The following is a 12,788-nucleotide window of genomic DNA, read 5'->3' as shown; positions in this document are numbered from 1 at the left end:
ATGAATCAGGTAAAAGCCCGACCTAGAGCCTATGCTAACAGGGCGATGAAGCAGGCAAGTGGGTTTGCTCATCACACCAGTCATCCGAGCGCCTAGCCACGCGCTATTAACCTGATCGATACAAAGGTTCGTCGGCTTCAATTAGCAGATGTGTTTTTCATGAGTAAAAATCCTCCTACGCGAACCGATTAAACCTAGCTCCCACCACGGGCACACAAAGCTTATTGATCCGTCGCAAGAAGTTTCCGCTGAGATCATCTGCAGTAGAGCGGGTAACTGTTTTCCAAACAGGCTGGTACAGCTCAACTTGATGATGTAGGAGACTCTCATGAATATGAAACTGCTTCTCCCCAGCCTACTCGTTCTTGCATTGGCAGCGTGCACGGTAGGCCCCGACTACAAATCCCCCGAACCGCTACCTGCGCAGGTCCACTCCTCGGCACAAGGGAGTTACGACCGCTCCCATCTTGAAACCCTCTGGTGGCAGCAGTTCGACGATCCGACACTTAACCAACTGGTGTCACGATCCCTGTCTGGAAACCGCGAACTGCGCGTGTCATTCGCACGTTGGAAAGCGGCGCGCGCGATCCGCGACGACGTCAGTAACGATGCAATGCCCGTCGTCACGAGCCGTGCAAGCGCGGACCTCGGAAAGGGGCAACAGCCAGGCACCACCACCAAGCGCGTGAACACCGAGCGATATGACCTTGGTCTCGATATGGCTTGGGAGATAGACCTGTTCGGGCGGATCCAGCGTGAGCTGGAAGCGAGCACAGCAGATCAGGAAGCAGCAGAGGCCAACCTGTATGAGCTCCAGATCACCATGATCGCCGAACTGGTGGATGCGTATGGCCAGCTCAGAGGTGCGCAGCTTCGGGAAAGCATCGCGGTGGCCAACCTGAAGAACCAACAAGAATCGCGAAACATCACAACAAGTATGCGTGAGGCCGGCGTGGGCAACGACTTGGATGTAGTGCGTGCAGATGCAAGGCTCGCTGCCGTTGAAGCGACCATTCCCCAACTGCAAGCCGAGCAGGTTCGACAACGCAACCGCATCGCCACTCTTTTGGGCGAGCGGCCTGAAGCGTTGGACGTGAATCTGAGCCCGGCCAAGCTGCCGGCGATTGCGAAATCATTGTCCATTGGTGATCCGACTGCATTACTCAACCAGCGACCGGACATACGTAGTGCCGAGCGTCAATTGGCGGCAGCCACCGCTCGCATAGGCGTGGCAACCGCCGACCTATTTCCTCGAGTAAGCCTAAGCGGCTTTTTGGGGTTCACCGCCGGGAGGGGCTCGCAAATCGGCTCCTCAGCCGCGCAAGCCTGGGCCCTTGGTCCAAGCATTACGTGGCCGGCATTTGACCTTGGCAGCGTACGGGCCCGAATTCGCGGCGCAAACGCGGAAGCCGAGGGCGCCCTGGCAAACTACGAACAGCATGTCCTATTGGCGCTTGAGGAGTCCGAGAACGCCTTCAGTGACTACAGCAAACGGCAACAGCGATTGGTGTCGCTGATTAGCCAGAGCGAGTCAAGCCGCAAAGCAGCGGACCTTGCTTCGATGCAGTACCGCGAGGGTGTGGTCGACTTTCTGGTTTTACTGGACGCAGAGCGCGAGCGTCTGAGTGCCGAGGACGCACAGGCACAAGCCGAAGTGGATACCTACCGTGGAATTGTTGCCATCTACAAAGCGCTGGGCGGCGGCTGGCTGCCAGCAAAAGCCTGAGGTACGGACACTTAGTCGATCGGAGACGCTGCTTGAGAATCAGGCCAAAAAAAACCGGGCCACCATTAAAAAAGTTAATGCGCCAGACGCGCGGAGGTACCTATGAGTCTTGCTGAAAAGATACACGGGAAATTGGGTTTTGGTGCAGGCCCGCTGGGGAACCTGTTTCAAGAGATCAGTGATGATGACGCCCGTGCCACCATTGATAGCGCTTGGGAGCTAGGAATTCGATACTTCGACACGGCCCCGTTCTACGGCGCCGGCCTTTCCGAACATCGACTAGGTCAAGCGTTGGCTGGCCGCAACAGACAGGACTTTACACTGAGCAGCAAAGTAGGCCGTCTTATCTCTGATGAGATCAGCGAGAGACCAAGAACCGGGTTGTTTGCGAATGGACGCAAGAACAAACTGATCATCGACTACTCCGCAGACGCCGCGTATCGCTCGATCGAGCAGAGCCTAAAGAGACTGAACACCGACACCCTAGACATCGTCTGGGTCCACGATGTCGATCAAAACAATTTCGGTGATGAATGGATCGAGCATTTCAATACAGCTCGCAAGGGAGCATTCAGGGCGCTCGCGAAGCTAAAGTCGGAAGGTACTATCAAGGGCTGGGGGTTGGGAGTAAACCGAGTCGAACCCTGTGAGTTGATCCTGGATTTAGATGAGCCTAAGCCCGACGGATTTCTCCTCGCTGGCCGCTATACCCTTCTGGAGCATACCCCCGCCGCACAGAGGTTGATGGCGAAGTCTGCCATGCAAGGCGTCAATATCGTGATCGGTGGACCGTACAGCTCAGGCGTCCTCGTCGGTGGGAAGTACTTTGAGTACCAACCTGCTTCCGTCGAAATTCTTGAGCGCGTACAGAAAATCACCCAGCTTGCCAACTCTCTCAACGTCGACGTCAAGGCCGCCGCGCTGCAGTTCGCGCTAGCACACCCCAATGTGGTGTCTGTAATCCCTGGTGCGAGCAAACCATCAAGAGTTGCCGAGGACCAGGCGGCCGTCAGCACCGAGATCCCTGCTGATTTCTGGAGGCAAATGAAAGCTAACAGGCTAATCTCGGAAGACGCCGTAGTCCCGTCACTGCAATGAGCATTCGGTTGCAATAGCAGGTTGTTAAGGGATTAGCTTCGCCCTGTGGAATTGATTCATTCCCAGCTCTGCAGTGACCTCGCGTCAGGGCTGGGCAATCTAGGTGAACGTCAGCGGCACTCAGTTGGTTCGTCGCTTCAGGATTGATTTCAGATATCTTTGGTCCACCGCGGCGTCACACCAAGATCACTGTATATCGGCTCAAGCATCGGCAGATCAAATGGCCAATGTTGAGGCAGAGAGCGGGGACGGGTCTGTACAAGAAAGTAAATCAGAGTAATCGCAGGAATTCGATAGATGGGCTCCCCTACTCTCCGCTCTGCCACTTTACCTTCAAGCATTGCCGAAAATCTTTTCACAAAGCCTTCAAACTCCTCGACCCACTGAGCTCCCACAGCACCCCGCAGTTTATCAATGATAAAATCATTTTCACGGGATTTTGGTTCGAACGAGACCGCAGAGAAGTGCTCGGCATTGACCTTCAGTACCACATCCTTGATCGCTTGGACACTAGCGAGGGATTTTAAGGTGCTTTGATTTGCCTTGAGCAACATATCATCAGTTGTTTCCATGAGCGCCATGCTCTTGGCAAACAATCGATGGACTTCAGGTTGACTGGTAATGTTGGATTTATAAAGCGTGTCATGACTCAATTCCGCATAAGCGTGCTGTAAGAGAGTTCTGACCTGTATCTCGCACTTCGTCCCTTCGGGGATCATTACGCCATCGTAAGTAATATCGCTATATGACGTGACTATAAAGTGGGCAGATTGATAGTCAAATATCCGGGGGTCTTTTTCACGCCACTCATCGAACTCTTTGCTACCCATTGCCTGCCAGTGGTCAGATGCCTCAATGAATTTTGAAACCTCAACGATCTGGTCAGATAAGCCCAAAACAAAGCGGACACCTACTTTATCGGTGATGTCCTCATAGTTGCTAAACCATCCCTTGTTCAGGACAAACGCCTTGGCCACCAGGGAGCTTTCGTCTTTAACCCTGATCGCGGGCGGCATTTTTACCCACTGCTCATAACCTTCAGCACCACGGGCATGCCTGATGGCCCGTTTAATCTCATCAACGACGAACAGGCCCCAAGCCTTAAGGCATGGAGCCTCATTTCGAAAGCGACTGAGGTAGTCGTCCTCTGTCATCGGTCCTGGCTCACCAGAGCTCCCTTGATAACCAACGTTGTCTCAGTCTCGGTGGTCTGCACCACCCTCACCAGCTCTGCGAACTGATCAGCTGGCGCGGTAATTTTCACATCATTGGTGAAGCTTAGCTTGCGACGAGCTAATTTCCTGTTGATAGCCTTTGTATCTTTGACGACTGCCGAATCCGGAAATCCTTTCCTTCCCAAATAACCGACAAAGTCGTCTGACTCGTTAGCGGACAGGAAGCGCTCCGCGAATTCGGCCCCTTCGATCGTCGTCGATGTATCCGTCTTGAGGTAGGTATACAGCGCCTGTTGCAGGTCGATTTTCCGCTCCGGCGGCGCCTCCATCCCCTCGATGAATTCGGCCGTATACTCGAAAAAGTCCCGTGTTCGCTGGACGGCACTGTCTGGAATTCTGAGCCCCAGAAAGCTCGAATAGAAATACTTCGCGGCTTGGCGGTCGTCGTCCGACTTGATATTGCTGTCGAAGACGTGCGCATCAAGCTCAACCACGGCACCGCTGGTTCTCGCGACCGTCTCGTAAAAAATCCCAATTTTATACAGCTTGGACTGTGGCGTGAGGATCAGGTTCTCAAGATACGCCAGGGTGATTTTCCCATCCTCTTCGGTTTCCGTGAACCCGGCCTGCTGCTCCGCCTTGATAATGATCAGGCAGCGCTTATTGTCAGTGTCCGTGGTCCCCGAAATGATCACCAACGTGCCGCCGGGCCAGCGCTTGCTGGAGTGGATAGCAGTGTGATGATGAGCAATGGCGGCCGAAGTTGTAATAAACCCCCGCTCACTGGCCTGGACCAGCTGTTTAGAGTACTCATAGCAGCTAGCAGCCGTCTTGCTGGCGACATCCATGGCCAATGATCCCGACCCCGAGCCAAGAACCTTGCTGACCCGTTCCTGCAACAGCTGCTTCCCTGCCTGATTCAAGGTCGTCAGCTCAAGGCTGATAGTTGCAGCCGTTGCCCCATGTTCATTGGGCTTGTGAACGTTATGCAGGATGATGCGGTTGAAGATCAAGTTATTGAATGGATTGCTCATTGACCATTCCTTTTCAACGCAGCGTCAAGCACTCGTTTGGATACACTTGGGCTCTCACTTGCCAAGCTATTCAACTCGTTCTCAGCCTCCTTCAACCGGGACTCTTTCTCAGAAGCCTCGAGCACCATTGCCAACTCCAGTTTGCGACGCACATGGCCATATCGAGCCCCAGCAATCCGGTGCTGGTTTGCACGGTCTTCGAGTTTCAAAAAAGTTTGCAGCGAGGCAAGAATTGCGGCCACCAAAGTTAAGAGACCAAGCAACACTTTCGAAACTTCACCAAGCGTGGCCAGCAATGTCGTAGCCCCTGCAATTGCAGTGATGCTGATGGTCAACACTCCCAGCGTACCGTGGGTAGCACTTAGATTTTCCGCCATCAACTGGTGCGACAGCTGTGATTCTCTGGATCGCTTGAACCAGCGCTGCAATACGTCAGCACTGCTTTGAAATTCTTGTTCCGAACTCATGGACGTCCCTTATTATAAAAAATGCTAGTAAGGGATGTACGAATATAACTTAGACGTCCCTGCCAAGCGTGGAAATCAAATTTATCACAAGGCATGGCCTTTTGATATTGCAACCCCCACCTGCTTTCTTCGTTAGCAAACCCCGGAGCAGTCCGCTCAGCCAGTCAGCTACCCGCCGCAAATTAAACTGTACATCCGTACAGCAAAATTCACAAATCTGAGATTGCCGCGGCGCTGCAGTCAAAGTGGGCCGAGTTTGGCAACGTGAAGGATCCCCCACGCATCGCCCAAAACGTCCGCCACACCATGCGTAGAGCGCAACGGCAGCCAATAGGCACGCGGACTTCCAGGATGAGCAACAAAAGGCGGGTACTTGAGATAAGCACCCGCAACCTATCCAGTTATACCTTCACAACCAGACGACCCAGGTGCTGGTTCTTTTCCAGCTCTCGATGAGCCTCGACGATGTCGTCGAATCTAAAGGTCTTGGTGATCCGCGTTTTGAACACGCCAGATTTCAAACCGGCGAAGATATGATCTGTCGCAGCCTTCTGACGAGCAGCGTCAGTCGTGGTCCCGAAGAGGTTATAGCCGCGAATGATTGGGGTTTTGCCAATCACGGTCAGCAGCGGAAGCACAGTAGGTTCCTCACTCAGAGCCCCATAGATCAAAATGGTCCCACCGGGCTTAAGTGCCTCAATCAGTTTGGCAAAAGTCGGGCCGCCCACTGGCTCAAATACGATATCCGCGCCTTTGTTCTGGGTAATCAAATTGACCTCAGCAACCAGGTCCTGCTCCTCAGTGGCGATCACGAACGCAGCGCCAGCCTCAAGTAGCTCCTTACGTTTCGCGCCGGTACGAGTCAGCGCGACAGCTACACCGCCAGCCGAGTTGACGATTTGAATCGCTCCCAGGCCAACTGCACTGGATGCCGCAGGAATCAAGACGACATCGTTTGCCTTTAACAACCCAGACTCGATGAAGGCACCATATGGAGTGATCAGAGGATTCCAGATCGCGGTGGCATCCTCGAAAGACACGAAGTCAGGGAGCTTCACCACAGCGTGCGCGGGAGCCAATACCACCTCCCCGTACATACCGTAATCGTTAAGAGAAAACGACGGAACAGTACTCACCCGATCACCAACGGCGACATGCGTCACACCGCTGCCTACTGCATCCACAACCCCGGCGGACTCATAACCCAAGCGACCGGGCAAATTCACCGGCTCTACGTATTTGCCCGTGCGCCACATCGACTCGGCACGGTTCAAACCAATCGCCTTCACTGCAATCCGCACCTCATTCGCCGCTGGAGCCGGTACATCGACCTCCAGAAACTTGAGAACCTCAGGACCACCATATTCTGAAAAGCCAACAATGCGGGACATAGCAACTCCGTTAAACAAATGATGCGGTTCGCAAAAAACCAATACGGACGACCGTATTGGTCAAATATGTACGACCGCATTGGTTTGGTCAAGTCAATTTGCACGGCGGTGGCGGTGCCTGGCACCCAAACGGTTTGCAGCAGGATTCCCCACAGCCCTTCCCGGTATAAAACCGGCCAGGACTGCAGATAGGTTCAGAACGGTAGAGAAAGAAGACTGCGAAAGCCGACAGAGCGCGGTGCTGGGATTCACGGCATGAACAGGCAGCTCAGCCCGTCTTGCAGATATGACTTATCGGAGGACGACATCCACCAGCGTGCGTCGCACCTGACGCATCGGCTCCATGCTGTGCTGAGATCGAGCCAACAGCGTGGCGCCTTGGAGCGAGCCAATGATGAACACTCCAACATCGTCACAATTTATGTCAGCTCGCACTTCGCCACGACTCACCGCCTCGCGAATGCACGCTGCGACAGATGCGCAACGGTACTTGAAAATTTCGGCAACTCTTTGACGGATGGCCGGACTGGCAAAATCAGACTCTGCGCTGAAATTGCCGATCAGGCAGCCATTTTCGACACCCACCTGTTCGAGCCCTGCAATGCTCTCGTCGACATAGGCAATCAATCTTTCCAGGGGAGGCCGCGAGGTATCCAGCACCGTTCGCGCCATGAGCTCAGCGCCATTGCCCACGTAGATATCAAGTACGGCGAGGCCAAACTCTTCCTTGGAGGCAAAGTGGTTCGTAAAGGAACCGTTGGGGACATTCGCCGCAGCAGTGATGTCTCGAACACTCGCGTGCGAGAAGCCGCGCTTGTGGATCAAGGCTAGGCCGTGGGTAAGGATAGTTTCCTTGTGGGATGGTCTGCTCATACGATTTAATATGGACGTACGCATTGAGATTGTCAATATCACCTCATCGTGGTCAGGCCACCTCTCGCCTGGCAGCACCGTAGCTCATCGCCCTTCTCTGACGAAAAGCAATAAATACTGAGCTGTGTGAAGCCTGGCAGGTTCAACCTGCCAAGCTTGGACTGGCGACAACCTGTTATTCGTAGAACGCGTAATCCAGATACCCGCGCTCGTCGCCACCGTAGAAAGTATTTCGGTCGTACTCGTTGAGCGGGAGCCGTTTTTCAATACGCAGTGGTAGATCTGGGTTGGAAATGAAATCCCGCCCAAACGCAACGCAATCGGCATCCCCTGCTGCGACAATCTCCTCCGCTGATTCTGGGGTAAAACCGCCAGCGGCGATTATGGTCCCATTGAACACCTTGCGCAGTTGGCGAGTCGCTACCGGAGCTTGATCCCTGTCTTCTACCAATTCAGAGCCCCTGACGCGGGGCTCAACAACGTGCAGGTAAGCCAAACCAAATTGATTCAATCTATCCGCCAGGTAGGTGAAGGTCGCTTCTGGATCACTGTCTGACATACCGCCAAAGTCGCCATTCGGCGACAGCCGCACGCCGACTTGGCCAGCCCCCCACACGGAAGTCACTGCTTCCAAAACGTCCATGAGGAATCGCGCTCTGTTCTCGATGGAGCCGCCGTACTCGTCCGAACGATGATTGCTGCCATCCTGCAAGAATTGATCGATGAGGTAGCCGTTAGCAGCATGGACCTCGACTCCATCAAAGCCCGCAAATTTTGCACGCGTGGCTGCGTCCCGATAATCGAGAACCAGCTTGGTGATCTCCGGAATTTCAAGAGCACGCGCGGGCGACGCAACGACCCAATCCGTCCCCGTGAAAACCATCCCCTCAAACGGCACAGCAGATGGTGCGACCGGATCAACGCCACCGGGCTGAAGATCTCGATGCGATACCCGGCCGACGTGCCACAGCTGCAGGAAGATTTTGCCGCCTTTGGCATGCACGGAATCTACAACTGCTTTCCAACCATCGATCTGGCTGTCCAGATAAAGCCCTGGAGCACCCAGGTAGCCCCGCCCGTTTGGAGAAACTACGGTGGCTTCAGCGATGATCAACCCACCCTTGGAGGCACGTTGGCCGTAGTAAGTGGCCATAAGGTCAGTCGGGGAGTCACCCTGGCCTGCCCGCATACGGGTAAGTGGCGCCATCACTACTCGATGGTTCAGTGGCTGAGAGCCCAATTTGATTGCTGAAAAAAGTGACGACATACAAGCCTCATAAAATGGAATTCAATCGGGAATAACCCCGCAAGAGACATACGAACATGGGCCGGGCCCAGTGCAGCCAAACCTAACAACCGGCTTCGCTTGTGCGGTCCAGTGTTCGTCTCACCAGGCCCGTTTAGCGGAAGGCAATTAATACGGTCGTACGTATTGGTCGTCAAGTGATTTTGTCAGCACCACAAGCCTTCTACCGACAGAGGCCGCATTATTCATGGGCTCCAGCGAGAGTCCATGGGGACGTCGATCGGTCCACCAGCCCACCCTCTTGACAAAAGAAAGGCGTGATCAACCTAATACGTATGTACGTATTGATTTGATATCGTCGATTACCACCGCCAGATGAGGCCCTTATGTCTGATACAAAGATGCTTTTCTCACCCATCACGCTAGGGCAAGACGAGCTTGAGCACCGGGTAGTCCACGCTCCAATGACACGGCTGCGGTCAGAGAAAGACGACAGCCCTAGCGATATGATGGTGGAGTACTACCGCCAGCGCGCCTCAAAGGGCGGCTTGATTATCGTGGAATCAACACACCCATCGCTGGATAGCCGCGGGTACTTGGGAGCGCCAGGCATCTACACCGACCGGCACGTCGAGAGTTGGCGAAAAGTCACTGATGCCGTTCATGCCGAAGGGGGGGTGATTTACATGCAGATCGGGCATGACGGCCGCCAATCACATGTTGACCTGAGCGAGGGCCGCGCTCCAATTGCCCCATCCGAAGTGCCCTTCGAGACCATCGTCTTCACCCAAGATGGTTGGGTGCCGGTCTCCATGCACCGCGCCATTGATATTGAAGAAATCCCCGACCTCATCCTATCGTTCAAAGAAAGCGCTGAGCGCGCCTTGGCTGCAGGATTTGACGGCGTGGAACTGCACAGCGCTAATGGGTATCTGGTGGATACATTCCTTCAGGATGGAACCAACAAGCGTACCGATGCCTACGGTGGAACAATTGAGAAGCGCGCACGCCTGCCACTTGAGCTTGTTGAAGCTTTAGTCTCGGTGTGGGGGCCTGGCCGTGTAGGAGTTCGTGTATCGCCTAGCGGCAAGTGGGGCTCGATCTCTGACAGCGATCCCGAGGCTACCTTTGGTTATTTTGCCCGCCGGCTCAATGAGTTTGATCTCGCCTATCTCCACGTCATCGAGCCTCGTGTCATGGGGACGGAAACATTGGAGGAAGGTCAACCGCCCGTTGCCGCCAGTTTCCTGCGGCCAATCTTTAACGGCAAAATTATCGCCGCCGGTGGCTTTGATCGCGAAGGCGCCGAGGCAATATTGCAACGCGGGGACGCTGATCTGGTGGCATTCGGCCGATGGTTCTCCTCTAACCCCGATTTGCCAGTGCGGCTGAGAAGGAACCTTCCGTTGAAAAAGTACAACCGAGAAGCCTTCTGGGGCGGCGATCACCGGGACTACATCGATTATCCCGCCCACGCCGACGCCGACGCCGACGCCGACGCCGATCATCGCTGAGATACCGTCGCACCGTCACGCTTCAAATATACATCGCTGGGTGTTTGCTACACCCAGCGACTGGCGCTAAAGCCAATGCTGATGACGGGTGCTCAGATTACGATCAGTGATTCCGCCAAGCGCGTGCTTGGATCGAAATTCGTGCACAATAATCCCTCTACTTATAAACCGGTCGCTACTGCTCCCGCATGCGGAGATAGGCCAATACGATTGTGCAAACGGTGTTGATTTTATGGCTAGAGCTTCTCTGAAAGAAAAAATCCTCCATGAGGGCTTGCGCGTGGTGCATGAGAAAGGTTTCTGCGCCACGAGTGTCCGTGACATCGTGCAAGCTGCCGGCGTTCCGCAAGGCTCGTTCACCAACCACTTCACATCCAAGGAAGCCTTTGGAATGGAGATCCTCAACCTATATTTTGAGAACAGCCAAGAGCTCATCAACGAAACCTTGCTGAATAACTCTTTGAAACCACTGGACCGACTGCGCGGCTATGTCGAAGCGCACAAAGAAATGCTGAGCACTGGTTTCATGGAAAAGGGATGCCTGTATGGGAATTTCACCGCAGAAGCCAGTGAGAGCAGCGAATCAATTCGGCTTCGTTTAGTGGAGATTTATGCCTGGATCAAGCAGTGCATAGAGCTCGCCATCGCCGCGGCCGTAGCCCAGGGAGAACTGGGAGAAAAGTACCCCGCGAAGGACGTAGCCTCTCACATCGTGCTATCGCTGCAAGGCGCAATGCTAGTCGGAAAAGCAGAGAGGACCCCGGTCGCAATGCAGTCATTCATCAATGTTCTTTTCACACACGTTCTGCGTTGAAAGACGGCACCCAAGGGCAAACCCTATTAAAGTCGAAGGGACGTCAGCTCAACAGACCGCTGTCTTCCTGCAAGCGCGCAAGTGCCGTGGACCACGTGCTCGATGCGTCCGCACCCTTGTACCCTATCACCACATCAAACATTAACGCAGCCCCTTCCACCGTGCGACTTACCCACTCGTCGCCCAGCGACTCAGCCATGTGGGCAGGTAAGAGTGTAACGGCCTTGCCCGATTCAGCTTTGGCCAAGGCCATTGCAAAGTCCACGACCCAGTTAATTGAGTTAGGTTGATATCCGGAAAGCTCCCCTCCGCGCTCGATAGCAGCCTGCAGTGCCTGGGCTGTAATGGAGGCTAAGCTTGAAAGTTCAGGAGCCAGTTCCTTCAGATCAAGCGTAGCTCTTCTCGCAAGTCGATGGTCCTTGGTCATGACGGCAACTAGGGGCTCCTGTTGAAGGGCGATGTACTCCAGATCGTCGCATCCCTCCTCCCTGTACATCAGAGCCGCGTGCAACATGCCTCTCCTGAGGTCTTGAGCCATTGCTGAGGATGCTTGACTGGTAATGGCCAACTCCAGAGTCGGCAACTGGTCTTGAAGGCGCTTTATGATTTCTCTCAACCACTCGTCTCGATATCCATCAAGCAACCCCAAAGCAAATTTTTTGTTACCTGAGCTGGTCGCTCGACGCGCGATGCCAATGGCCGCGTCCGCTTGGAGCAGTGCTGAGCGCGCGAAACTCAGAAACGTCGTCCCTGCATCCGTTAGCTCAACACCGCCGTTGGTGCGGGATAGAAGAACAGTCCCTACCTCTTTCTCCAGCTCCAGAATATGGCGGCTCAAGGACGATTTGGCGACGCGCAGCTGTCGCTGCACAGTAACGCTAACGCGCCCCTGCTCGGCCGCTTCGATAAAGGAGCGAAGATGCTGGAGTTCCATGTCACGGTACCGACTAACTGTAATGAGGTATTGGTGGTCAGGCTACGTAGCGAACAGAAGACCAGCAAGTTGTTTCAGGTCACGTTGCATCTCATGCTCAGTGCCTGGAGCATCGAAACCAAATATACCCGAGTGCTCGCTCGTCCAGTCCTTGCATTTTTAGCAGTGAGCATGTAGCCGACTGGTTTGTATATTTCGCAGGGGCAAGACGTCTATTTGGCAGGGCACCCGTTGCTGTAGGACATCTTATTAAACTTTCTGCGCGTCAGACTGGGTATGTAATAGAGTACGAAACCACATCTCTGACCAGCTTACGTTCCGAGACACGTTGGTATTTTTGTAATTCTGAATTATTGGCAATGATATTTTCCAAAGGTCATCATGGACTTATGCTGGCACCCAACTTCACCCGACGATCAGCGTCTGCACTATCGAAAATTGCTGTAGAGCACAGAATCAAGAATTCTAGGCATAGGTGCTGATCACTAAGTGGGGTAACTGGGAAAAATAATTCTC

At 54.1% G+C, this 12,788-nt stretch carries 11 protein-coding genes; 4 read left to right on the top strand and 7 right to left on the bottom strand.

Going from position 1 to position 12,788, the window contains the following annotated elements; all coding sequences use genetic code 11:
* The first annotated feature begins 328 nt into the window (after positions 1–328).
* Together ACWKWE_RS27635 and ACWKWE_RS27630 are read left to right on the top strand one after the other, a co-directional pair.
* The gene (locus tag ACWKWE_RS27635; RefSeq protein WP_483852301.1) at positions 329–1,726 is read left to right on the top strand and encodes an efflux transporter outer membrane subunit; all 1,398 of its coding nucleotides are present in this window, start codon (positions 329–331) and stop codon (positions 1,724–1,726) included.
* A 102-nt stretch (positions 1,727–1,828) separates the two neighbouring features.
* Complete coding sequence (locus ACWKWE_RS27630; protein ID WP_483852300.1) at positions 1,829–2,824, top strand: aldo/keto reductase; 996 nt, start codon at positions 1,829–1,831, stop codon at positions 2,822–2,824.
* 149 nt (positions 2,825–2,973) lie between these two features.
* On the opposite strand, the gene ACWKWE_RS27625 is transcribed toward ACWKWE_RS27630, so the two are convergent.
* The 6 genes from ACWKWE_RS27625 to ACWKWE_RS27600 all read right to left on the bottom strand — a co-directional run bounded on the left by ACWKWE_RS27625 (position 2,974) and on the right by ACWKWE_RS27600 (position 9,031).
* Positions 2,974–3,978 (bottom strand): hypothetical protein, encoded by a 1,005-nt coding sequence (locus ACWKWE_RS27625; protein WP_483852299.1) that lies wholly within the window; start codon positions 3,976–3,978, stop codon positions 2,974–2,976.
* Positions 3,975–5,033: a nucleoid-associated protein gene (locus tag ACWKWE_RS27620; RefSeq protein WP_483852298.1), complete on the bottom strand. Its 1,059-nt coding sequence runs from the start codon at positions 5,031–5,033 to the stop codon at positions 3,975–3,977. The genes ACWKWE_RS27625 and ACWKWE_RS27620 overlap by 4 nt, the downstream gene beginning before the upstream one ends.
* A complete protein-coding gene (locus ACWKWE_RS27615) occupies positions 5,030–5,500 on the bottom strand; it encodes an SLATT domain-containing protein (protein ID WP_483852297.1) in 471 nt (156 codons plus the stop codon). The genes ACWKWE_RS27620 and ACWKWE_RS27615 overlap by 4 nt, the downstream gene beginning before the upstream one ends.
* A gap of 401 nt (positions 5,501–5,901) precedes the next feature.
* Entirely contained in the window at positions 5,902–6,891 is a 990-nt protein-coding gene (locus ACWKWE_RS27610; protein WP_483852296.1) for a zinc-dependent alcohol dehydrogenase family protein, read from the bottom strand.
* A gap of 291 nt (positions 6,892–7,182) precedes the next feature.
* On the bottom strand, positions 7,183–7,764 hold the full coding sequence (locus ACWKWE_RS27605) for a TetR family transcriptional regulator C-terminal domain-containing protein (protein WP_483852295.1): 582 nt from the start codon (positions 7,762–7,764) through the stop codon (positions 7,183–7,185).
* A 175-nt stretch (positions 7,765–7,939) separates the two neighbouring features.
* Complete coding sequence (locus tag ACWKWE_RS27600; RefSeq protein WP_483852294.1) at positions 7,940–9,031, bottom strand: alkene reductase; 1,092 nt, start codon at positions 9,029–9,031, stop codon at positions 7,940–7,942.
* Positions 9,032–9,396: 365 nt separating this feature from the next.
* On the opposite strand from ACWKWE_RS27600, the gene ACWKWE_RS27595 reads away from it, so the two are divergent.
* Together ACWKWE_RS27595 and ACWKWE_RS27590 are read left to right on the top strand one after the other, a co-directional pair.
* A complete protein-coding gene (locus tag ACWKWE_RS27595) occupies positions 9,397–10,524 on the top strand; it encodes an alkene reductase (RefSeq protein ID WP_483852293.1) in 1,128 nt (375 codons plus the stop codon).
* A 232-nt stretch (positions 10,525–10,756) separates the two neighbouring features.
* Positions 10,757–11,338, top strand: a complete 582-nt coding sequence (locus tag ACWKWE_RS27590; protein ID WP_483852292.1) for a TetR/AcrR family transcriptional regulator — start codon at positions 10,757–10,759, stop codon at positions 11,336–11,338.
* A gap of 43 nt (positions 11,339–11,381) precedes the next feature.
* Here the strand turns inward: ACWKWE_RS27590 and ACWKWE_RS27585 are convergent, their stop codons facing one another.
* On the bottom strand, positions 11,382–12,272 hold the full coding sequence (locus tag ACWKWE_RS27585; protein ID WP_483852291.1) for a LysR family transcriptional regulator: 891 nt from the start codon (positions 12,270–12,272) through the stop codon (positions 11,382–11,384).
* Positions 12,273–12,788 lie beyond the last annotated feature (516 nt).

The organism is Pseudomonas salicis (genome assembly GCF_057128705.1).
Note: the sequence above shows the minus strand (reverse complement) of the source record. Positions and strands in the feature narration are given on the sequence as shown.

Excerpts from the sequence above, each read along its gene's own strand:
- ACWKWE_RS27620 (WP_483852298.1), bottom strand. The coding sequence starts at position 5,033 with ATGAGCAATCCATTCAATAACTTGATCTTCAACCGCATCATCCTGCAT.
- ACWKWE_RS27600 (WP_483852294.1), bottom strand. The coding sequence starts at position 9,031 with ATGTCGTCACTTTTTTCAGCAATCAAATTGGGCTCTCAGCCACTGAAC.
- ACWKWE_RS27610 (WP_483852296.1), bottom strand. The coding sequence starts at position 6,891 with ATGTCCCGCATTGTTGGCTTTTCAGAATATGGTGGTCCTGAGGTTCTC.
- ACWKWE_RS27635 (WP_483852301.1), top strand. The coding sequence starts at position 329 with ATGAATATGAAACTGCTTCTCCCCAGCCTACTCGTTCTTGCATTGGCA.
- ACWKWE_RS27585 (WP_483852291.1), bottom strand. The coding sequence starts at position 12,272 with ATGGAACTCCAGCATCTTCGCTCCTTTATCGAAGCGGCCGAGCAGGGG.
- ACWKWE_RS27630 (WP_483852300.1), top strand. The coding sequence starts at position 1,829 with ATGAGTCTTGCTGAAAAGATACACGGGAAATTGGGTTTTGGTGCAGGC.
- ACWKWE_RS27590 (WP_483852292.1), top strand. The coding sequence starts at position 10,757 with ATGGCTAGAGCTTCTCTGAAAGAAAAAATCCTCCATGAGGGCTTGCGC.
- ACWKWE_RS27595 (WP_483852293.1), top strand. The coding sequence starts at position 9,397 with ATGTCTGATACAAAGATGCTTTTCTCACCCATCACGCTAGGGCAAGAC.
- ACWKWE_RS27625 (WP_483852299.1), bottom strand. The coding sequence starts at position 3,978 with ATGACAGAGGACGACTACCTCAGTCGCTTTCGAAATGAGGCTCCATGC.
- ACWKWE_RS27615 (WP_483852297.1), bottom strand. The coding sequence starts at position 5,500 with ATGAGTTCGGAACAAGAATTTCAAAGCAGTGCTGACGTATTGCAGCGC.
- ACWKWE_RS27605 (WP_483852295.1), bottom strand. The coding sequence starts at position 7,764 with ATGAGCAGACCATCCCACAAGGAAACTATCCTTACCCACGGCCTAGCC.